A 21489-nucleotide genomic window follows, 5' to 3' on the forward strand; every position below is an offset into this window, starting at 1 on the left:
TTCTTACAATATCGGAACCACCTTTTAAGCTGGCCGTTAAGCTCCCGACTTCACTGCTAAATGGAGCTGTCTCATGTCGAAGAAGATTCTGCTTGCTGGCGCCGTTCTCGTGGCTCTTGCCCCGATTGGCGCATTTGCCCAGAGCAACCCGGGTGCCGGTGGCGCTGCTGCCGGTGCAGCGACGGGCGCCGTCGGCGGCGCGATCGTCGGTGGCCCGATCGGTGCTGCTGTCGGCGGCGTAACGGGTGCAATCGTCGGCGGTCTCGCTGGTGAAGCTCAGCCGCGCTTCCGTCAGTATGTCGTCCAGCAGAACGTTCCGTCCTACCGCTATACGGAAGAGGTTCGCGTGGGCGCAGTGCTCCCGTCCTCGGGTGTTCAGTACTATGAAGTGCCTGCCGAGTACGGCGTGACCCAGTACCGCTACACCGTGGTCAACGACACCCCGGTTCTGGTCGATCCCGGCACCCGCCGCGTCGTCCAGGTCATCCGCTAAGCTCTAGTGGAATTGACTGAGTTTGGGCGGCCTCGTGCCGCCCTTTCTCATGCCTGAACCACACTCACGCGAGCATGGACGACGGCCATGGCGAGCACAGCCATGGCGAAGACCTGATGTGCGAGGCCTGCCCAAAGGGGCACTACAAGCAGCAGGGTCACGATACCAAGAACCATCTGGGCCAGGAGCAGACATGCCATTCCCGTTGCGCGTCGCGACGCTCCTGATTTTGAATCATAGCGCCGCATTTTCCAGGCATGCCAAAGGGCATATGCAACCAGAGCGTAGGCCAACAAGCGATGGTTGAACTGAACCAAAAGAACGTTGTCGACGAAGTTCTCGATCCAGGGTTTCACCACGAAGAGCGCGGATGAAGGCGGAACGAGCGCTCCATCCATCAAAGGCCAGGTATTATAAGTGTAGCCAGCCTTCGAACCGGCCACGAGGCCGCCCAGAGCGATCTGCGCGAGGATAAGACCCACCAGAATCCGCGGAGCATAACCAGCACTTGCCTCAGAGGCAGTCGCACTTCGATCCTTCAGGCCCGCCGCTACCCAGACCAGACAGGCCAGGATAATGCTGGCGACTGTTAGATGCAGAGCGAGTTTGATCGGAGCAACAGCGGTCATGCCGGGTTCGAGCCCCGAAGCGACCATGATCCAGCCGATCGCGCCCTGGAGACCGCCGAGAGCCCCTATGCCGAGGAGGGTCAGGGCAAGCCTGCGTTTGATAATTCCGCGCGCCCAGAACCAGACCAGCGGAATGAAGAACACCAATCCCAGGAGACGTCCAAGCTGCCGATGCCCCCACTCCCAGGCATAGATGAACTTGAACTCAGACAGGCTCATGCCCTTGTTCACGAGCTCATACTGCGAGATCTGCCGGTACTTCTCGAACTCCGCCTGCCATGCCTGCTCGGTCAGCGGCGGAATCGCGCCCGTCACGGGCTTCCACTCGGTGATCGACAGACCGGAGCCCGTCAGGCGGGTCGCGCCACCAACGGCAACCATGAGCACGACCAGGGCCGCAAGGGTGTAGATCCAGATGCGGACCAGCTTGAGGGACCGTGCCTTCGGGGATTGGGTGTCAGGCAGGCGCGCCAGCGGCACGCTCTCCGTTGAGGCTGCGACAGCCATGCTCGTTCTCACCAATGATTTAGGACTTGAACCCAGGATATGGCCTGTCACATAGAGGCTTGGCCTCCTGGAGGCAATCAATGCCGGTGACGCACCGCTCAGGTGCGCTCTATAAGGATATGAGCATGCGTGTGCGCAAGCTGATCGGAACGGTGGTGATGCTGGTCTTCATCATCACTTATGCGCTGTTTGCCATGGCTGTAGCCGAAGGGCGGATTACCGAGGCGCCTAAACTCGTCCAGACCGTCGCCTATGTTGTGCTCGGCCTGATCTGGATCGTTCCGATGATGCCGCTTGTCCGCTGGATGGCGAAGCCGGACAAGCCGCATTCCTACGAGAGATGACGGAGGACGCTTTTCGGCTCAGGCTCAAGCGCCACCGATTCCTTCGATGATCTTTCCCGTGCCGCCGCAATTCGCGCAGGGCGTCACGCCAATTCGACCACTGCCCTTGCATTCGGGACAGATATTCTCGCCGGCGCCTGGGGTGCCCGGCTTTGCCTCATCGCCCGGGTTCAGCTTCGTGTCGCCGGAGGCTGCTTGATCGCGTGGGGTATTGCTCATGGCCGCACTCGCATTGAGATCTCTGCCGGTCAACGCTGAAGAGGATTCGCGGTTTCGCAAGCCGCACAAAAGAAAAAGCCCGCTCGAAAGCGGGCTTTTCGAAATTCAGAGATAGCCGGATCAGTTGCAGATCTGGCGAGTACGATACTCCCAGCCCCAACCTGGCACCCATTCGCGATAACGCTCGTTGGTGCAGCGCTCGACATAAACGCGGCGCGGACGGCGCTCGTACACGACCGGAGCTGGCTCCTCCACATAAACCCGGGTCGGCGGGGGCGGCGGAGGCGGAGCAACATAAACGGGAGCCGGAGCAGCGTAAGCGGGCTGCTGGGCAATCGTCGCGCCGACAATGGTGCCGACTGCGAGGCCACCAAGAGCGCCGACGGCAGCGGCAGCACCGGGAGACATGCCGCGATCACGGGCAAATGCCGGCTGGACGGCAGGCAAACCGGTCACGAGCGCCAGAACCGCAGCCGTGCCAGAGAAGAAGCTGAAGACCTTCATGAATCGTCACCTACGAGAAGCAGGGAGATTTCAGTTCTCCCTTTCTTGATCGTGACTATATGTCGTCAAACCTCACTGGAAGCTGAACAGATTGTGGCAAGGCTTAGGCTTGAGGCTCTTTCACCATGAATGGTGAGCAGAGTCTTAACGCCACCTCCACTCAGTCACCCGTCGTCCGCAACGGAACAGAAAGCAGCACACGCACCAGATCGGCCTGACGATTGGTTTCCGTTTTGCGGAACAGATTCTTGAGGTGGAAGACCACGGTAGTCTGAGCGACTTCAAGCTCTTCGGCAATCTGGTCAAGGCGCTTGCCATCGATCAGCATCAGCGCAACGCGGGTCTCGGACGGCGTCAGGTTGTAGAGCCGCACGAGGGTATCGCCGGAAACCTTGGTGCGTTGTTCCGTATCGATTACCAGAAGAACAACCGCCTCCGGACGTTCCTCGGACGAGAAGCGCTGTCCCGGAACGAGCACGAGATACGGACGCCCGCCGGAATTGCGCGGGAAGGACACGATCTCATCGAGGGATTCTTCTTCGAACGCCTTCTCGATGGCTTGGTGCAGCTTCGCATTCTGCTTCGTCGCCGCGCCCTTCAACACACCGGCGGAAACACCGAGACCATCGTTCTCCCCGACAATCCGCTCGGCCTCCTTGTTCATGAGCCGAACAGCGCCCTTTTCATCGACGATCACGACGCCGACCAGGAAACGGTCGAAGGCGAAAGTCGCCTTGTAGAGCGCCTCGACAGTGCGCCCACGTGAGGATTTGAGAATTTCCTGCCAGGCCTCTTCCGCGCGGGTCACAGCCGTCGATTGCACGCGGGCGACTTGATTCAACCGCGCCTCAATAGTGGCAAGAAGAATCTCGTAATCGATCGGCTTGACCAGATAGTCATCGGCACCGGCCTGCTTGCCCACGAGAACATCGTTCCGCTCGGCCAGGGCCGTGAGGAAAATGAAGGGAACGTCAGCCTTGTCTCCCTGCTCCCGAATGGCCTTCAGCACATCGTACCCGCCGAGGCCCGGCATGGTGATGTCGCACAATACGAGGTCAGGGCGCTCGTTCTCGAGCAGACTGATCGCTTCACCACCATTGGAAGCCTGGAGCACCCTGTAATTGGCAGCCTCCAACTCCTCGGCGATATCGGTCCGCAGATCGTCTTCGTCTTCAACGCAAAGAATCGTTTTCTGAGCATTCATTAGCTTGGTCACTTATGCAGCCTGCTGCGCTTGATCGGCATTCGATAGAGGCAAGTCGAACGTAAACAAGGATCCTCCGGCCTCATAGCTTTCAACGTGGATGTCTCCCCCATGCAAGTGCATGATTCTTTGCGCAAAATTCAGTCCGATACCAGTCCCTGCTATTCCAGAGGCCGTTCGGGCACGATAGAACCGATCAAAGATCTTAGGCAACTCGTCCACAGGAATGCCGATACCCCAGTCTCTCACCGAGCAGAAAGCGCGCGCGCCTTCCGTCCAGACCTTGATCTCAACGGCCGGGTTCTCGCCAGAGTACTTAACGGCGTTTGACAAGAGATTGATGACAACCTGCTCGATCAGCATGATGTCACAATAGACCCTGACAGGCAGCTCAGGCACCTCGAATCGGATGTCGGCATGGGCATTCAGCTCGCTTTGGCGCTCACAGATATCCATGACGAGATGCACGAGATCGCAAGGCTCAGGGTTCAACTCGATTCGGCCGGCGTCGAGCTTCGCGGCATTCAGGACACTCTCCACCAGACGCGTCAGGCGGCTTCCTGCGCTTCTGATCTTCTGAATGCGGGTAGATAGCTCATCCGGCGTCAGGTTAGGCCCACGCCGCAGGATGCGTTGGGCGCTGGAATCGAGGATTGCCAGCGGGGTCCGGAACTGGTGGGATACCATGGAAACGAAATTGCGGTAGGCGTTGGTCGTCTCGCGCTCACGTTCGAGCGCCGATTGGAGCGCCTTGGCGACCTGCTTGTAGCCGGAAATATCGGTCAGGCGCACGAAAATCGTGGCCCCATCGGCCTTCGTCACAGACAGGCGAGCCCAGACATCCTTCTTGATCAGAACATCGATTTCGATCTCGTCGAAGGGCGGCTGCGCCACCAGAAGCCGCTCATCCGCTCCCTCGCACATGGAGAAGCAGCGCAAGAACACCGGAAGGCTCATTTCTTCCCGGCACCAGAGCGCGACCGGTGCCGCCGCCCAGATCTGCTCGTTCGCGAAGAGCAACTTACCGGTCCAGTCAAAGGCAGCGAAGCCTTCGGCTGCGGATTCGATGGCTGCGATCAAGCGACGCTCCGCCTGCCGCAGCGCCGCGGTGCGCTGAAGGATCTTGATTTCGAGGTCGAAGTTCTGGCGCTCCGCCTGCTTGCGGGCGAGCCATTGCTCGGTCACGTCGCGAACGAAGGCGATGCCCAGCTTGCGCTGAGCCATGGAAACGGGGAAGCAGTTGATCTCGAGGCAGCGCTCCTGACCGGCCTCGCCCGGCGCTACGTCCTCGAACACGGAGCTCGTTCCCTCGACGGCCAGATGCAACGAATGGATCACGTCCGCTCTCGCGAAGAGCGGATCGAGCTCCTGCATCTGGCGTCCGATGGCGTCATCCGGGCCAACGCTCAACAACCCCTCCATCCCGGGATTCCAGAGCAGGCATTCCAACTTCTCGTCGAACATGACGATGCCCTGGTTGCTCACATTGTTGATGACGAGATCCGACAGCTCCTGCTCCTGACGGAGCAGTTGCTTGGCCTGGCTCGCTTCCTGCACGCCCCTGAAGAGACGCAGGAGCAGGAATGCCGCACTCAGCACGATGCCGACGATGAAAGCGAAACTTTCAAAGACGACCCGCATGTAGTTTTCACGCTTGGACGCCGTACTCTCCCGACCATGGACGAGCAGCGTGTTGGCGGCTTCCCGCAGGAAGATCGCCAGATTTCTCGCCTCGACCTGAAGACGCGCAGCGCTATCTGGATCGACACCGCTTTTCAGCAACGACTCCGTGATTGTCAGGTGAAGGTAAGCCTGCCTCAAATCGCTCTGGAGGCCGAGGCTCCTGAAGGTTTCGCCCTGGGGGCCCTCTAACAGGACAGCGAGCCGGCTGATCAGGATCGTGATGCGGAAAGACGGATCCTCTTCCGGAACTGAGATCTCTTCACCAGCTGCTCTTCGTCCCAGTCCTTCAGCAAGCATGGCGGCTTCGAACTGGGCTTGGCTCGCCATCCAGACATTCGTATGCATACCATCCGTGCGTAGCTCCCGCTCGACCTCAAGCAGCCGCGCAACCGTAAAGCCAAGGCAGACAACGAGGCTTGCGATGGCGAAGAGCGTGACAACGGCTGCTTTGTAGCTGGGCAGGTGAAGCTTCATAACTACTCTACATTGAGCTTGATCAGCTGCCAGACCCAGCGGGAATCGTACCTCACGTCCTGAAGGACGGGACGCTGGTCACGGGGGTACACGATCCAAAGAGGCCCCTTGTCCCTTGCCGTTATGACTTGGCCATCAACCTTCATGGCGAGGATAGGCTCGAACTGGAGATCTTCCATCGGAATCGCAACCCGGTAGTCGTTCAAGGCTGTGGCCGTCATGCTCTTACCTTTGGCACCGACCCTCTCGAGAACGGCCCTTAGAGGAACACCCTCGAACGTCATAGGCTTCACCGACACCTCCGATGACGTGGTGTAGGCAATTTTCCCAAAAGCCTCGAGCATAGCTCTATCGAATTGCGCCTGCCTGGGGGCGTTCGTTTGCGAGATATTGCCGGAGATCGTCAGCAGGACCGGTCCTTGGGGACGAGCCAGAGGCTCGACAGCAAAGGCAGGCGCACCCCCGACAAGCAAGACAGCCAGCATTCCCCACAGCATGACGTAACGCACCAACAGGCCCCTTCGATACGATTATGTTCTAACGTAATTGTTTTGAATCATTTCCCGGCAAAAATCCAGGGAGTTCTATAGAAACTTGACCCCATTATATTGATGAACATGGCTCAATAGCAGCATTTCATCATGCGCAATCACATCAGCCGCCATTGAAATTGATATGTTATAATATATAATTATTTACACATTGATTGCGGACAGCAGTCTGGCATCAGCCCCCCACGTCCTGTAACTCACGGGCACGTGTTCGAGATGATCGTTGCAACATTTGCAAGCTTGGCAGAATGCGTTGTAGTTTTCGAGTAGAGCCAACGCATCATTGTTACTGCAAAATTGCAAAAAAGGAGCCCTTATGCGCAAACTCTATGCCATCCTTGGAAGCGCCGGAATTCTGGGAGCAACTCTGCTCGGTTCCAGCCTTCCCGCCCAGGCGGAACCTACCTTGGAATCGATTCGCCCCCAGCTTGAGCGGGCTTATCCGAACGAAGGCTACACTCAATATTATCGCCGCCGCCATTATCACGATCGTCATTACTATCACCGCAGAGGCAACGGCGATGCCCTGGCGGCAGGTGCTGTCGGTCTAGCGGCTGGCGCCTTGATCGGCGCCGCGATCGCCAGCCAGGCTCAAGCTCAGGCCGCCCCTCCCCCGCCTCCCGGCACGGTCGATCCGCAGATGGCCGCTTATTGCGCCCGCAAGTACCGCTCGTACGACCCCGCAACAGGAACATTCATGGCGAACAACGGTATGCGCTACGTCTGCACCTATCCGTAAAGATATCTACCTTTGCAGCCGCACAAACCCACCGCCTCAAACGGTGGGTTTGTTGTCTCTGGATCGGTGTGTTTCCAGATTCCGATCCTTTACCTCCGAAGGCATTGCCTTAGAACAAGGCTGAAAGCCGAACCCAAGAATATGAAAGGCGCGCTCATGGCTCTTCCTCCCGACAGCGGCGGCACTGTCATCCCTCCCAATGAAGCGGCCATCGTCACGGCCGGCAACATGACGGAGTTGGAACTCGTGCTGCCAGACATGGGCGACGAGGATCTTCCTGAAATCGCGATTTTCCTGGTGGCCTGCGCCATGCGCTTTCACAGCGACCCGAGCTTCGTTCAGGAGCAGCTGGAATGGCTCGTGCGCATGCACGATACCGAGGTCGACGAGGGTTTGAAGCCCGATCAGCTGAACTCAGCCAACGACGACTGACGAGGGCTGCCCGCGCCCTCAGTCTATAAAGACGACCCGCGTCCCCTTCTTGACCAACCCCGCTAGTTCCTCCACATCCCAATTCGTCAGCCGTACGCAGCCATTGGAATAGACTTTGCCGACCTTCTCAGGTTCCGGCGTTCCATGAATGCCGAAGGACTCGACCGAGAGGTCGATCCATGTCGAGCCGACAGGATTGTTCGGGCCAGGCTTGATCTCGAATTTTTGCTTCGCCTTCACACCTTTGAACGCATAATCGGGATTGTAGGTGTAGGTCGGATTACGTGCGACGGCTCGCACGGCGTGAGAACCGGAAGGCGCAGGCTTCTCGTCACTGCCGATCGAGGCCGGATAGGTCGCGATGATTTCACCATCCTTTCCGAGCACACGCAGAATTCGATCGTTTTTGATGATCTCAATCTTCTCGATATCAATATGCTCCTTGCCTGCAGCCAACTTCACATTGGCGACGACAACGCTTTCCCCGGCTTGATCGAAGCGCTTTCCAGGGTTGAGCTCCTTCAGCAGATCGACATCCATGTGAAATTTCTCGGCCAGCAATTCCTCCGGACTGGAATAGGGCAGTCTCTCGAGCTCCGCCTGCTCCTCCATTTTTTCAGGGATAGCCGCAAACGGCCCTTTCACATCCTCGGCCGTGACGGTGTAGGTGATCAGCACCGGATCGACTGAGCCTTCGTTCAGCTTTGTCCAGAACTCTTTATCGAGCAAGCCGTCGGCTTTCAGGCCATGGGCCTTTTCGAAAGCCTTCATGGCGTTCTGCATATTCTCGCCATTACGCCCATCGATGGCCCCAGGGGAGAATCTCGACCGGTCGAGCAGAACCTGTGCCTTGACGAGAACGGGACTGACATCGCTCCCTGATTTATCGGAGAAATCCGCAGAGTTCACCGCCTCCAGATCCAGATTCTGAGGAGCGGCAGCAGCTCCTGTCACGCACAACAAGCCAAACACGGCACGCACCAGCACTTTCATCGCCGACTCCAAAAGCACCATATCAGGATGAGGCGGATAATTCTGTCAAAGACGAAAGGCGCCGGTGCGTTCCCGGAGCCTTACTGACAAATGCGGTAATCAGCCTTGCGCTTTCTCATGTCGAGATGAAGATGATCGCCATGAGCGCTATCCGATCCAGGTCCCAGCACTGTCGTGAAGATGGCGCAGGCTTCCTTCTGGACCGCCGATTGAAATGCCGCCTCTGGGGAACCTTCCGTCTGGAATTTAATGCCTACCGGCGCCCGCTTGTCGAACTCGAAACCCATCACATCGACGCCATTACCGAAAGCATGCTCGCTCAGCTTGCTGCCGGAGCGCTGATCGCGGCACTCGTAGGAGGTGCCAATCAGAAGCTTGGTCGGAGCGCTTTGAAGATGCTCGCTCGTGCGCGGCGCGACCACATCCTTCATCCAGCGTGCAAGGCCTTCGGCAAAGCTGCATTCCATCAGCGAGGCAGGCGAGACTTCGATGCCATCCGCAAGAGCCGAGACAGAGACAGGATTGTCGACCTTGCAGGCATTGTCCTGCACTGGCGGGCGCTTCTCGAAACGAAGTCCCAACTGAGTGAGGCGCTCGATGCAGGCTGCAGCCGCTTCTTCAGCTGCTGGGTCCTTCTCCTTAGCGGCCTCCTCGACAGAAGTCGGCTCGCGATTGTCCTCGGGCGGCGCAGGCCGATCTGGTCTTGGCGGCGGCAAGGGAGGCATCGGCGCCTGGGCCATACCGTTTTCGGCAATCATGAACATCGCCCCTGTTAGAAATAGAGACATGAGACGCCGCGATTGCAAGGAGCGCAGCGATATAATCTTCGAGGGGACAGTCGTTCCTGAAAACCTCACCATGCCTGTCAACGAACCTTGGCAGGCAAGCGTTCCGTTCATCCTTTGGAGTGGCTTGCAGCCGCCTTGAGCCGCACCACTTCTTTCTTGATCCCTGGAGAGTGCCCTCTCGCAGCGGCCCATGGCGCCTCGTTTCGGAAAGGAAGGACGCATGATGAGTCTGATCCCATTCCCATCCACTGGATACAATGGAGAGTTGGAGTCAGGTCCGACGCTGCACGATCTGCAAGAAAGCCACTGCACGAAACGCGTGGCAGAGCTCAAGGCGGAGGTAGAGCGGCTCAGGCAGCAACTCAGGGAAACAGAAGAGGCGCTGGAACGGGAACAGGCCCGCTTGCCAGAAATCGGCGAGTTCGTACGCTGCCCCCTGACCGGCTTCTTCGGTCAGGTTACCAAGATCACCCCACGCACCTATGGCCGTCCCTGGGTCGAGATCCTGCTCTATCTCGGCAAAGGCATGCCAGGCCACGTCAACATCGATCTGTTCGGCAATTGGGAGCTGATGGACCAGCCTTCCGAGGACGATCAATAACCCGCCATCGAAGCAGGCTCATTCATGCGAGCCTGCCAGCCATTCAATCCGTATTTGTCCGAAACGGCCTGACGGCGCTCAATGCGCCATGACGACCTGCGCCTCTTCCCGAAGGGGAGAACTTCCAGCCCCGAATGTCGGATCCGCATGACGCTCGCCCGAACGCACGACCTGGGTCGGCTCATAGGACTGCGTTACGAAACGAGGGCGGTTGCGCAGGTCCATGAGCGCGCGCAGCTCTGTCGCCGGCAAGTCCATAGGCTTGGCATCCCGCCACCGCCTGCGGAATTTCGGCTGTTTCGAGAAGAGGCTCCAGGAGCTCTTCACCTCCTCTTCCACCTGCAAAATGATCCGTCCGGAAAACGATTTCCGGAGATTGAAGCGCCCCGTCAAAGCCATTGTTACTATCCTTGGGAATGTGGATCTTCGTCCGAGGGATGTTCTAGCGTGTCTCGGTCGCCAAAGCCTTAAGGCACAAGGTAAATGGATTGTCAGACGCATCATTCTTGGGCTTGAGAACGGTTTTTCGCCGCAATCCACAGGGCGAAGATCTGCGTTTTCAGGCGCGGGAGTCGTCGCGGACTTTGCCGGCATCGTTTAACTTTCCCGGATGGTCTTAAGCCCGCATGGAGAAAAGGCATGTCTCATTTTCTCGGCATCGATGTCGGAACGTCCGCGATCAAGGCGCTGATCGTCGATGATCGGCAGGCTGTCGTCGCCGAGGCGGACATTCCCCTCGACATCGCGCGTCCACGAAATCTTTGGTCGGAGCAGGATCCCGAGAGCTGGTGGCAGGCAGTCCAAGCGGCTGTCGATGAATTGCGAAGCAAGGCTTCATCAGCTTTCGCCGAAATCAAAGGCATCGGACTCTCGGGTCAGATGCATGGCGCCGTGCTCCTCGACGAAAGCGAGCGCCCCCTGAGGCCTGCTATTCTCTGGAACGATGGCCGCTCCTTCCAGGAGGCGGAGGAGCTCGGGCGGCAATATCCCGATCTCTCGCGAGCCATGGGCGTGATCCCGATGCCGGGCTTCACGGCCCCCAAGCTTCTCTGGCTCGCGCGCCATGAGCCGGAGATATTCCGGGCGGTGAGAAAGGTGGTTCTGCCGAAGGACTACATTCGCCTGAAGTTGACCGGAGCCTGCGTGACGGAGATGTCCGATGCTGCCGGCACCTGGTGGCTCGACGAGGCAGCGCGCGATTGGTCGGACGCCACGCTCGCAGCGACGGGGCTGAACCGTTCCCACATGCCCAAACTGGTGGAAGGTTCGAGTCCCTCCGGCATGTTGCGCGGCGAGCTTGCGAAGGCATGGGGCCTGAGTGGCGCCATCGTCGTCGCCGGTGGCGCGGGCGATGCTGCGGCCGGGGCGGTCGGGCTTGGAGCCGTCGAGGACGGCTCTGCCTTCATTTCTCTTGGCACGTCGGGGCAGCTCTTTGTCACTACACGCCATTTCAAGCCCAAGCCGGAAGCACTGGTTCATTCCTTCTGCCACGCCATTCCGGATCGCTGGTTCCAGATGGCGGCAATGCTGAATGGGGCGAGCTGCCTTGCGTGGGCTGCAGGATTGCTCAAAGGCAATATCGTTGAACTTCTGCAGCAGACCGAAGAGGCCTATCGCGCTCCGTCCCCCCTGCTCTTTCTCCCCTACCTCGCCGGTGAGCGCACACCTCATAACGATCCCCATGCGCGTGGCGTGTTCTTCGGATTGTCGCCGGACACGCGCCAGACCGATCTCGTGCAGGCTGTCCTGGAAGGCGTCGCCTTCAGCTTCGCCGACGCCAAAACATGCCTTGAGCAGGCCGGAACACAACTCTCCTCCGCCGGGCTGATTGGCGGCGGATCGCGCAGCCGCTTCTGGGCACAGATATTCGCCAATGTCCTCGACATCCCCCTCATACGCTACCAGGGCAGCGACAAAGGGCCCGCCTTCGGAGCCGCGCGGCTGGCGCGGCTCGCAGCAACCGGCGAGGCACCGGAGACGATCTGCACACCGCCTGCCGTGCTGGAGAGAATCGCGCCGGAACCGCGCTCCGTCGAACTCTATGCTCCACGCATCGAGGCCTTCCGCCGACTCTATCGCGCCCTCAAGCCGGAGTTCAGTCAGGCCTTGAGCGGCAATTGAAAGTGATCCGGCCGGCCCTAATCTTCCCTCATCCTGAATAACAAGCCGCCTCATGCGAAGGCAGGCACGTCAGGGAGGGCCCATGACAGGATCATCACCGATCCTCGAAATGTCCGGGATCTCGAAAACATTTCCGGGCGTGAGAGCGCTCTCCGACGTTTCGCTCAACGTCTATCCCGGTGAGATCCACGCTCTCATGGGCGAGAATGGGGCCGGCAAGTCGACCCTCATGAAGATCCTTTCCGGCGCCTATCAGGCCGATGGCGGCGGCGAGATCCGCATCGACGGCAAGCCTGTGGCGATCAACGGCCCCCTCTCCGCTTTGCATCACGGCATCGCAACGATTTACCAGGAGCTTTCCCTCGCGCCCAACCTGTCGGTCGCCGAGAACATGCTCCTGGGCCGAGAGAAGAGACGCGGCCCAATAATCGACCGCGGCTCGATGGAGGAAGCCTGCCGCACCGTGCTCAAGAGGCTGGGTGTCACTTTCGGCTCGTCGACCAAGGTGAGTGAACTGTCGATGGCCGAGCGGCAATTGGTGGAAATCGCCCGCGCGCTGATCGCCAATGCGCGCATCCTGATTATGGATGAGCCGACGACCTCTCTGTCCTCCCGAGAAACGGAAGCGCTCTTCGCGCTCGTGCGGCAGCTTCGGACGGACGGCATGGCGATCATCTATATCAGCCATCGCATGGCCGAGGTCTACGAGCTCGCCGACAGGGTCTCCGTATTGCGGGACGGCACCTATGTGGGAACACTGGAGCGTGAGGAAATCTCTGCCGACCGACTGGTGCGCATGATGGTGGGGCGCGACCTGTCCTCATTCTACAAGAAGAACCACGACGCGAAAGGCAGCCGCGGCCCTGTGATCCTCTCCGTCCGCAACATGGGTGACGGGCAGCGTGTCCATGATTGCTCCTTCGACCTTCATCAGGGCGAGACACTTGGCATTGCGGGGCTCGTAGGAGCCGGACGGACGGAGCTTGCGCGCCTGATCTATGGAGCCGACCGCCGCACCATTGGCGACATCACCCTTCAGGGAAAGCCCCTTTCAATTCGTCGCCCCGAGGACGCCATCGAGGCAGGCGTCGTCTATCTGACCGAGGACAGAAAACATCTGGGCCTGTTTCTCGACATGACCGTGCGCGAGAACGTGAATCTCAACGTGCTCGGCCGGGATGCGCGCAAGGGCAAAATCCTGAACCTCAGGGCCGCCAGGGAGCGGGCCGCGGGAGCGATCAAATCGCTTGGCATCCGCGTCGCCGGAGACATCGTGCCCGTGGGTACCCTCTCCGGCGGCAACCAGCAGAAGGTTCTGCTTTCCCGTCTGCTGGAAACCCGGCCCCGTGTTCTCATCCTCGACGAACCAACGCGCGGTGTCGATATCGGCGCAAAATCCGAAATCTACCGTCTGATCGACGAACTCGTGCGCCGTGGCGTCGGCGTCATCGTCATTTCCAGCGAACTCCCCGAGATCGTCGGCATCTGCGACCGCGTCCTGGTGATGCGCGAGGGACGGATTGCAGGCGAGGTCGGGGGGATCGGCCATCCGCCCATATCGCAGGAAAACATCGTCGCCATCGCGACGGGCGTAAAGGAATCCGCCGCATGACACTCCCCAACGAGACAAGCGCATCCGTTCAGACCTCTGGAGCAGCGGGAGTCGACGCTGGGACGCGCAGCCTGCAGAAGCGCCTCGCCTGGCGCTCCACCCTTCAGGCCATCGGCATGCTGCCGGTGCTGATCATTCTCGGCATCGCTTTTGAACTCATGTCCGGGCGCTTCATGAGCGTCCAGAATATTTCCATCGTGGCTCAGCAGGCGTCGATCAACATCGTTCTCGCCGCCGGTATGACCTTCGTCATCCTCACAGGCGGCATCGACCTGTCGGTCGGCTCGATCCTCGCAGCCGCCGCCATGGTGGCAATCCTCGGTTCACAGATACCCGAATGGGGCATGCTCGGCATTCCGGCGGCCCTGCTGATGGGGCTTGCCCTGGGCTTCATCAACGGCGCGCTCATCGCCTTCGTGCGGCTGCCGCCCTTCATCGTCACCCTTGGCTCATTGACCGCTGTGCGCGGCTTCGCACGCCTACTCGGCAACGACACGACCCAGTTCAACCCCCAACTCCCCTTCGCCTTCATCGGCAACGGCTATGTCTTCGGAGTGCCATGGCTGGTGGTGATCGCCTTCGTGGTGGTGCTGGTCTCCTGGTTCATCCTGCGGCGTACGGTGCTCGGCGTTCACATCTATGCGGTCGGCGGCAATCCGGATGCGGCGCGTCTCACCGGCATCAAGGTCTGGGCCGTATTGCTCTTTGTCTATTGCGCCTCGGGCCTGACCAGCGGCCTAGGCGGCGTGATGTCGGCGGCGCGCCTTTACGCCGCCAACGGCCTGCAGCTCGGCCAATCCTACGAGCTCGACGCCATTGCCGCTGTCATTCTCGGCGGCACGAGCTTCGTGGGCGGCATCGGCTCGATCTGGGGCACGCTTATCGGCGCGCTCATCATCGCCGTTCTGTCTAATGGCCTCATTCTCGTCGGTGTTTCCGACATCTGGCAGTTTATCATCAAGGGCCTCGTCATCATCGGCGCGGTGGCCCTCGACCGCTATCGCCTGAAAGGTTCCGCGCGCACCTGAGACAGGTGCCGCCCGGTTACGGCGCCCGGGTTTGGTCGGCCCGGCGCGGCACAACGAAGACCGAAAAGACGTGGAGGAAAGCACATGAAGCGTATTCTTCTGGCGGCCGTTGCCGCAGTCGCACTCACTGCCGGCGGCGCCGAGGCTAAAGACCTGAAGTCCATCGGCATCTCGCTCGGTTCCATGGGCAACCCGTTCTTCGTGGCGCTGGCGCGTGGCGCGGAAGCTGAGGCCAAGAAAATCAATCCGAACGTGAAGGTGACGGCGGTCGGCTACGATTACGACCTCAACAAGCAATTCACCCAGATCGACAATTTCATCGCCGCCGGCGTCGACATGATCCTGCTAAACCCCGGCGATCCGAACGCGGTGGAGCCCGCCATCAAGAAGGCGCAGGCCGCAGGAATCATGGTCGTCGCGGTCGATACGGCAGCCAAGGGCGCCGATCTCACTGTCACCACGGACAACGTTCAAGCCGGTCAGATCGCCTGCCAGTACATCGTCGACAAGCTGCAAGGCAAAGGCAACGTGATCATCCAGAACGGCCCGCAGGTCTCGGCTGTGATCGACCGGGTGAAAGGCTGCAAGGAAGTCTTCGCCAAGAACAGCGGCATCAAGGTTCTATCGGATGACCAGGACGCCAAAGGCTCCCGCGAAGGCGGCCTTCAGGTCATGCAGAGCCACCTGACGCGCTTCCCGGACATCAATGCGGTCTTCGCGATCAACGATCCGCAGGCCATCGGCACGAACCTGGCCTCCAAGCAGCTCAACCGGAACAACATCATCGTCACCTCGGTCGATGGCGCACCGGATATCGAGGCGGCTTTGAAGGACACCGGCAGTCCCATGATCCAGGCCTCCTCGAGCCAGGATCCTTACGCGATGGCACAGCTCGCCGTCCGCTTGGGCAACGACGCCATGAACGGCAAAAAGCCTGAGAACACGGTGACGTTAATGCCCTCGAAACTGATCACGCGCGAGAACGTGGGTCAGTATCAGGGCTGGTCCGCACCCCGCTCCTGAAGTCATTGAGCCTGATCGTGCGGCGCCGGGACCTCCGGCGCCGCTTCTTATAGGGAGCCCAAGGATGATCTTGGTTTGCGGCGAAGCGCTGATCGACCTCTTTATCGGAGCGCCCTCACCCACCGGGCTATCGGCGGAAGCCGTCGCAGGCGGTTCTCCTTTCAACGTCGCCATCGGCATCGGCCGCCTCGGACGGTCGTCGGGTTTCCTTTCTACCCTGTCACAGGATTCTTTCGGCACGTTCCTGGCGGGCAAGCTCGCCGATGCGGGTGTAACCCCGGCCTATATCCAGCGCTGCCCTAACCCAACGACGCTCAGCGTCATCGCCACCAGCGCGAGCGGCGAGCCGCAATATTCCTTTTATGCTCCTGATGCTGCCGATCGCGCGCTTGAGCCCGAAGCTCTGCCATCGCAATTGCCATCCGACGTCAAAGCCATCGCTGCCGGTTCCTACGCGCTCGGTGTCGAGCCCATCGCCAGCGCCATCGAGACCCTGCTGAAGCGTGAAGCCGGATCGCGTGTGATCTCGCTCGATCCCAATGTCCGTCCCCGCGTCGTCGGCGATCTGAAGGCCTATCGTGAAAGGTTCGAGCGGCTTCTTGCCCATGCCACCATCGTCAAAGCCAGCGACGAGGACATCCATATGCTCTATCCCGATGCGGACCTCGTGGCTGCGGCACAGACCTGGCTGAAACTCGGCCCTGCCCTCGTCATCGTCACGCGCGGAGCGGAAGGGCCGCTGGCAGCCTTCGGCTCCTCCGTGATCGAGCGCCCCGCACCGCGCGTCGAGGTGGTCGACACGGTGGGCGCAGGTGATACGTTTCATGCGGGCCTGCTCTCATGGCTTGATGCGTACGACAGGCTCACGCCTGAAAGCGTTGCAAATCTGGACGAGGCGCAAGTCACCGAAGCTCTGGATTTCGCGGCCGCCGCCGCAGCCATCGTCTGCACGCGGCGGGGCGCAAACCCGCCGACCTGGGACGAAGTCATCCGTTTCATGGCCGAGCGCCGTTAAAATTCGTCGGAGATCGATATGACCCTGCCCTCTCCTATTCTTCCCGCCACCGGCCCAAGCTGGCGCACGCGCATCTTCCATCGGCAATGGCTGCGCGAGCAGGCAGGCAACCTGTTCGATTTCTTCCAGCATCGCAGCATCGATCCCGCTGGCGGGTTCTTCAATCTCGACACCAAAGGGCAACCGCTCCAGGGCGACAATTCGGCTCGCCAGATTCACAGCACGACCCGCATGGTGCATTGCTTCTCCATCGGCGTGCTGCTCGGCCGCCCTGGATGCGATGCGCTCGTCGATCACGGCATGTCCTATCTCTGGAACCATCACCGCGATGCCCAACATGGAGGCTATGTCTGGTCTCTCGACGAGAACGGTCCCAAGGACGATACGAAACAGGCCTATGGTCACGCCTTCGTGCTGCTTGCCGCCTCCAGCGCGAAAGTGGTCGGGCATCCACTCGCCGATAAGTTGCTGGCGGATGTCTCACAGGTTCTGGATGAACGCTTCTGGGAAGAGCAAAACGGCGCTGTCGCGGAGGAATTCGCACGCGATTGGTCGCCAGTCAGCGATTATCGTGGCCAGAACTCCAACATGCACCTGACGGAAGCCCTGATGGCTGCTTTCGAGGCAACCGGGGAGCGGCTTTATCTCGACAGGGCCGAGCGCATCGCGCAGCTGATCATCGGACGCCACGCGGCATCCCTCGGCTATCGGGTCGCCGAGCATTTCCATGCCGATTGGTCCTTGGACAAGGATTACCGCGGTTACGAGATGTTTCGCCCGTATGGCACCACGCCCGGCCACTGGCTCGAATGGGTGCGTCTGCTGCTGCAGCTGTGGGTGCTTGGCGGCAAACGCCATGAATGGATGGCGGACGCGGCGCATGAGCTGTTCCGTCAGTCGATCGAACTCGGATGGGATCGCGACAAGGGCGGCTTCTTTTATTCTCTCGACTGGAATGACAAGCCGCGCCTGCCGCACAAGCTCTGGTGGCCATGTACGGAAGCCATCGGAGCAGCCACCTTCCTCATCGAGCACAGCCCAAGCGAGTTTCATGAGGCGTGGTATCGGCAGGCTTGGAGCTTCGCGGACCGCCACCTGATCGATCGCGAACATGGCGGCTGGCACCCTGAACTCTCTGAGGACCTTAACCCGGCCAGCACCCTGTTCACGGGCAAGCCCGACCTCTATCACGCTTTGCAGGCGTGCCTCATTCCGCTCTTCCCTGCAACGGGAAGCCTGACGCGTGTCATTACTGAGGTGAACGCTCAGGCGGACAAGGTTGCCTCCAGCCTGTCACGAGACGGCATCCCAGCCTGAGCCCCTGCCGTGAGGCATGACAGGGAGGCTGCAATGCAGGCGCGCTGCATGGCATCCTGCAGCTCGCGTCCTTCGGCCAGGCCATATGCCAGGACGCCGACGAATGTATCGCCGGCTCCGGTCGTATCGACGGGTGTCACCGGTGGAGCGGCGGCATGGATCTGCGTGCCGTCAGCATCGACTGCGAATGCTCCCTTCGCGCCCGCAGTGACGATGCAGGTCAGGCTATAGGTATGCGCAAGCCGTGAAGCAGCCACAAGATAATCGCCACCGGCATTATCGCCGATCATAGCCGCGACCGTGATAGCTTCATGTTCGTTGACCACCAGAAGATCAGTGACGGCGAGCATGTCGGCGACGGCACCTTTCTCGGCTCCGGCTGGCACAGGCGCGGCATTCCAGATCACGCGTGCAGACATCTGCTTGGCCCACCGTGCCACCGCAATGTTTTCGGCAAGCGGCACCTCCATCTGGAGGACGAGAATCGAGGTCTTCGCTAAAATCTCTCCCGGAACCTGTGCTGTATGCACGGCCATGTTGGCTCCGCTCGCGACCGTGATCGCATTCTCCCCACGCTCATCGACGGTAATGAAGGCGCAACCCGTCGGCTCGTCGGCAATCCTAATCCCATCCACATCGACACCATTTGCGGCGAGATTGTCGCGGCAAGCCTTGCCGAAGGCATCATCGCCAATGGCTCCGGCCATCGCGACCGCGATCCTGCCTCCACTCACCCGTGCGGCAGCAACGGCTTGGTTGGCTCCCTTGCCGCCGAAAAAACTATCCGCGCGGCGAGACAGAACCGTTTCTCCAGGCTTGGCAATCGCCAAAACACGTGCAACGAGATCCATGTTGATCGAGCCGAAAACCGTAATCATGGAACTCTGCCTCATAGGATGCTCAGGTTCGGCACCTTGAAACCTGGAACTCCCCCTGTCCAGACGCCTGTTACTAAAGAGATCACTACCCCTTTCTAGCCGGAAATCCGCATCAGGAAGCGGTTGCATCCCACACGTCGCCTGCGCACTCTAGAAACCGGCAGCCACAACCAGCTGACCTCGGGTTCGTCATGGTGCTTTACTATGCTGATCGGGACCGGGACTTTGGAACGCGCGTGCGCCTTTTCCCGCAGGCCCCATTCCTCGCCGGCTTTACCGAGCCGGAAGTCGTCTGGCTCTCGCCGCCCGCAGGGAGCATAGCGTCTGGGCCGGCCGACGACCGCATGTATGTGGTGGATGCCATCAACAAGGACGAGCCTTACGCCTTCCCCTATCTTCCACCCTATCGCGGCCTTGCGCGCGCTCCCGTCGAACCCGATGCAAGCGGGCATTTCGCCCATCTGCCGCCGGACAGCCGTGATTTTCTCGCGGTCCATATGTACGGCTCCGTGCGGCGCGTGCTCGACATTTTCGAAAGCTACCTCGGACGCCGGATCGAGTGGCCTTTCCAACGGGATTATCCGCGCCTCGAGATCATTCCGCTGATCGAATGGGACAATGCTCAATCGGGCTACGGCTATATCGAGTTCGGCCGCTTCTCATCGGCCGAGGGCAAGTTCCACGCTTTTGGGCTGAACTTCGACGTCATCGCCCATGAGATGGGTCATACCATCCTGTTCTCGCTGCTCGGTTTTCCCACGAGTGGCCAGATGCCGCTCGCTTTTCGCGCGTTCCATGAGGCCTGCGCCGACGTTACGGCCCTGATCGGCCTCCTGCATTTCGATTCCGTTCTGGACCGATTGCTGCGCTCCTGCCGAGGCAATATCTACACCATCAACGAATTGAACCGCCTCGCGGAAATCTCCGAGACGAAGCAGATCCGGCTTGCCAGCAACAATGCACGCATTTGGGAAGTGGGAGACGAGCCTCATGAATTGTCGCGCCCTCTTACTGGCGCCTGTTTCGATGTCATCGTCTATCTCTATGCCTCGGAGCTGAGAGAACGTGGACTGATCCCATCCGACCTCTGGAGTTTGGCGTTCGAGACGAACAAGATCGGAGCTGCGGCGGACGATGTCTCAAGTGCCTTTGCCCGACTCTACGAAAACCGCCACTTCGCCTTCAAAGCGGCCTTGATGGAAGCAAGGGATATCTTCGGTCGCAGCCTCGTCGCAGCGTGGCAGACCCTTCCTTCGGATCAGGTAACCTTCGAGGCCTTCGGCGCTGCGCTGCTCAGCGCATGCAGCGGCATCTCGGGAGAACAGCATCTCGACGAAATACGGGAGATCTTCCGCTGGCGTGGAATAGAGATCCCCTCGCCTTCACCGAGTTTCCGCTGATATGGTCACTAGTCGCTGAGCGCGACCACGCCGCGAACTCTCATTCCGGCCTTGAGCCCTGGGAAAGTCAGGGAGAGGTGAACGATGAATCCCACGGATTTGACAGGTTGATCGAGAGGGATCGGCTTTGCCGACGTCCCGTCCTTGCAATGCTGGATTTCCGGCAAACATGCTCCAGGCCAGAAGGGCGCATCCTTCACCTGGCCCTCATCCATCTTAAGCGGGATTGCGGGGACCTTTCTCAAATTCCAGTACGCCTCGTATTGAGGATAGATGCTGCGCGCCAGAGCACCGTTGGCCCCTTGAATGACGGCCGAGACGTGTCCTTCCCGTGCTCGACCAGCCGCTCCGAGAACTTTCATGCGGAGATTGCGCGCGGTCAGCCCCGCCTTGCTTGTGGGAACATGGACGAGCGCATCCTTCAGCTGCAGCTTGTCGTCCAACCTTCCAGAGAACCCGCCAAGAGCCGTCACCATTGCAACTTCTCCTCAGATCATTCGGTGAGTTTGCCGCCGCGGTGGCTCATCTGGAAGGCGATCGAGTAAGCAACCGGCTGCTTGGTCGTATTGATGTTCCGCTTAAGGATGAGTTCCTCGAAGCTGTCGCTCTGAACCTGTAGGTGAATGGTCTGATCCTGCTTGTCGACATCCCAAGACCAGTAATAATCGGGATCCCAGCCGCACCCTTGCGCCAGATCGCCCTCACCATTCACCAGAACGATCACTGGTTCTGGCAGGGAGTAACAATGCCCCTGATAGCAGAAGCCATAGATCAGGGCCAAACACTTGTCGGGCGTCACCGGAATGCAGAAGATGGAATCGTCTTTGAGGTCCAGCGAGACGACGGGCACCCCGTAAAGCCTGATCTTTGATGGGCTATAGGCCTCGTAATCGGGAATGGGCCTTTCCTGAGTAACCTCGACCAAGTTGCTCAT

At 59.8% G+C, this 21489-nt stretch carries 24 protein-coding genes; 12 read left to right on the top strand and 12 right to left on the bottom strand.

Annotated features, from left to right (window positions below):
- The first annotated feature begins 73 nt into the window (after window positions 1-73).
- The gene (locus MJ639_RS03485) at window positions 74-493 is read left to right on the top strand and encodes a DUF1236 domain-containing protein (RefSeq protein WP_243368778.1); all 420 of its coding nucleotides are present in this window, start codon (window positions 74-76) and stop codon (window positions 491-493) included.
- Between the two features lie 47 nt (window positions 494-540).
- Here MJ639_RS03485 and MJ639_RS03490 read toward each other — a convergent pair whose 3' ends face one another.
- Window positions 541-1629, bottom strand: a complete 1089-nt coding sequence (locus MJ639_RS03490) for a COX15/CtaA family protein (RefSeq protein ID WP_243368780.1) — start codon at window positions 1627-1629, stop codon at window positions 541-543.
- Window positions 1630-1748: 119 nt separating this feature from the next.
- Between MJ639_RS03490 and MJ639_RS03495 the strand changes: the two genes are divergently transcribed.
- Window positions 1749-1973, top strand: a complete 225-nt coding sequence (locus MJ639_RS03495) for a DUF2842 domain-containing protein (RefSeq protein WP_243369031.1) — start codon at window positions 1749-1751, stop codon at window positions 1971-1973.
- Between the two features lie 24 nt (window positions 1974-1997).
- Here MJ639_RS03495 and MJ639_RS03500 read toward each other — a convergent pair whose 3' ends face one another.
- From MJ639_RS03500 to MJ639_RS03520, 5 genes are all read right to left on the bottom strand, one after another.
- A complete protein-coding gene (locus MJ639_RS03500; protein ID WP_243368782.1) occupies window positions 1998-2192 on the bottom strand; it encodes a hypothetical protein in 195 nt (64 codons plus the stop codon).
- Between the two features lie 120 nt (window positions 2193-2312).
- Complete coding sequence (locus tag MJ639_RS03505) at window positions 2313-2696, bottom strand: hypothetical protein (RefSeq protein ID WP_243368783.1); 384 nt, start codon at window positions 2694-2696, stop codon at window positions 2313-2315.
- Between the two features lie 160 nt (window positions 2697-2856).
- The gene (locus MJ639_RS03510) at window positions 2857-3900 is read right to left on the bottom strand and encodes a helix-turn-helix transcriptional regulator (RefSeq protein WP_243368785.1); all 1044 of its coding nucleotides are present in this window, start codon (window positions 3898-3900) and stop codon (window positions 2857-2859) included.
- A gap of 12 nt (window positions 3901-3912) precedes the next feature.
- On the bottom strand, window positions 3913-6057 hold the full coding sequence (locus MJ639_RS03515) for a sensor histidine kinase (RefSeq protein ID WP_243368787.1): 2145 nt from the start codon (window positions 6055-6057) through the stop codon (window positions 3913-3915).
- A 2-nt stretch (window positions 6058-6059) separates the two neighbouring features.
- Complete coding sequence (locus MJ639_RS03520) at window positions 6060-6566, bottom strand: putative pterin-binding protein (RefSeq protein ID WP_243368789.1); 507 nt, start codon at window positions 6564-6566, stop codon at window positions 6060-6062.
- Window positions 6567-6924: 358 nt separating this feature from the next.
- Here MJ639_RS03520 and MJ639_RS03525 point away from each other — a divergent pair, with 358 nt between their 5' ends.
- Together MJ639_RS03525 and MJ639_RS03530 are read left to right on the top strand one after the other, a co-directional pair.
- Window positions 6925-7347, top strand: coding sequence for a BA14K family protein (locus MJ639_RS03525; protein WP_243368791.1), 423 nt, complete (start codon window positions 6925-6927; stop codon window positions 7345-7347).
- Window positions 7348-7503: 156 nt separating this feature from the next.
- Window positions 7504-7779: a hypothetical protein gene (locus MJ639_RS03530; RefSeq protein ID WP_243368793.1), complete on the top strand. Its 276-nt coding sequence runs from the start codon at window positions 7504-7506 to the stop codon at window positions 7777-7779.
- Between the two features lie 18 nt (window positions 7780-7797).
- On the opposite strand, the gene MJ639_RS03535 is transcribed toward MJ639_RS03530, so the two are convergent.
- Window positions 7798-8772 (bottom strand): L,D-transpeptidase family protein, encoded by a 975-nt coding sequence (locus MJ639_RS03535; protein ID WP_243368795.1) that lies wholly within the window; start codon window positions 8770-8772, stop codon window positions 7798-7800.
- 80 nt (window positions 8773-8852) lie between these two features.
- Complete coding sequence (locus MJ639_RS03540) at window positions 8853-9530, bottom strand: extensin-like domain-containing protein (RefSeq protein ID WP_243368797.1); 678 nt, start codon at window positions 9528-9530, stop codon at window positions 8853-8855.
- 250 nt (window positions 9531-9780) lie between these two features.
- On the opposite strand from MJ639_RS03540, the gene MJ639_RS03545 reads away from it, so the two are divergent.
- Complete coding sequence (locus tag MJ639_RS03545; protein ID WP_243368799.1) at window positions 9781-10161, top strand: hypothetical protein; 381 nt, start codon at window positions 9781-9783, stop codon at window positions 10159-10161.
- A gap of 78 nt (window positions 10162-10239) precedes the next feature.
- Here the strand turns inward: MJ639_RS03545 and MJ639_RS03550 are convergent, their stop codons facing one another.
- On the bottom strand, window positions 10240-10560 hold the full coding sequence (locus tag MJ639_RS03550) for a hypothetical protein (protein WP_243368800.1): 321 nt from the start codon (window positions 10558-10560) through the stop codon (window positions 10240-10242).
- Between the two features lie 240 nt (window positions 10561-10800).
- Between MJ639_RS03550 and xylB the strand changes: the two genes are divergently transcribed.
- The 6 genes from xylB to MJ639_RS03580 all read left to right on the top strand — a co-directional run bounded on the left by xylB (window position 10801) and on the right by MJ639_RS03580 (window position 18277).
- A complete protein-coding gene (gene xylB, locus MJ639_RS03555) occupies window positions 10801-12282 on the top strand; it encodes a xylulokinase (protein WP_243368801.1) in 1482 nt (493 codons plus the stop codon).
- 82 nt (window positions 12283-12364) lie between these two features.
- A complete protein-coding gene (locus MJ639_RS03560; RefSeq protein WP_243368802.1) occupies window positions 12365-13894 on the top strand; it encodes a sugar ABC transporter ATP-binding protein in 1530 nt (509 codons plus the stop codon).
- Window positions 13891-14922, top strand: coding sequence for an ABC transporter permease subunit (locus MJ639_RS03565; protein ID WP_243368803.1), 1032 nt, complete (start codon window positions 13891-13893; stop codon window positions 14920-14922). Before MJ639_RS03560 ends, MJ639_RS03565 begins: the two co-directional genes overlap by 4 nt.
- A gap of 84 nt (window positions 14923-15006) precedes the next feature.
- Window positions 15007-15945 carry an ABC transporter substrate-binding protein gene (locus tag MJ639_RS03570; RefSeq protein ID WP_243368804.1) on the top strand — a complete coding sequence of 313 codons (939 nt, stop codon included), beginning with the start codon at window positions 15007-15009 and terminating at the stop codon, window positions 15943-15945.
- Window positions 15946-16009: 64 nt separating this feature from the next.
- Window positions 16010-16960: a carbohydrate kinase family protein gene (locus MJ639_RS03575; RefSeq protein ID WP_243368805.1), complete on the top strand. Its 951-nt coding sequence runs from the start codon at window positions 16010-16012 to the stop codon at window positions 16958-16960.
- Between the two features lie 18 nt (window positions 16961-16978).
- A complete protein-coding gene (locus MJ639_RS03580) occupies window positions 16979-18277 on the top strand; it encodes an AGE family epimerase/isomerase (protein ID WP_243368806.1) in 1299 nt (432 codons plus the stop codon).
- On the opposite strand, the gene MJ639_RS03585 is transcribed toward MJ639_RS03580, so the two are convergent.
- The gene (locus MJ639_RS03585; protein WP_243368807.1) at window positions 18226-19155 is read right to left on the bottom strand and encodes a ribokinase; all 930 of its coding nucleotides are present in this window, start codon (window positions 19153-19155) and stop codon (window positions 18226-18228) included. The genes MJ639_RS03580 and MJ639_RS03585 overlap by 52 nt on opposite strands.
- Before the next feature lie 191 nt (window positions 19156-19346).
- Here MJ639_RS03585 and MJ639_RS03590 point away from each other — a divergent pair, with 191 nt between their 5' ends.
- A complete protein-coding gene (locus tag MJ639_RS03590; protein WP_243368808.1) occupies window positions 19347-20555 on the top strand; it encodes a gluzincin family metallopeptidase in 1209 nt (402 codons plus the stop codon).
- Between the two features lie 8 nt (window positions 20556-20563).
- On the opposite strand, the gene MJ639_RS03595 is transcribed toward MJ639_RS03590, so the two are convergent.
- Window positions 20564-21031 (bottom strand): hypothetical protein, encoded by a 468-nt coding sequence (locus MJ639_RS03595; RefSeq protein ID WP_243368809.1) that lies wholly within the window; start codon window positions 21029-21031, stop codon window positions 20564-20566.
- 17 nt (window positions 21032-21048) lie between these two features.
- The gene (locus tag MJ639_RS03600; protein ID WP_243368810.1) at window positions 21049-21489 is read right to left on the bottom strand and encodes a hypothetical protein; all 441 of its coding nucleotides are present in this window, start codon (window positions 21487-21489) and stop codon (window positions 21049-21051) included.

Origin of the sequence: Microvirga solisilvae, from assembly GCF_022808595.1 — a bacterium.
GTDB lineage: Bacteria > Pseudomonadota > Alphaproteobacteria > Rhizobiales > Beijerinckiaceae > Microvirga > Microvirga solisilvae.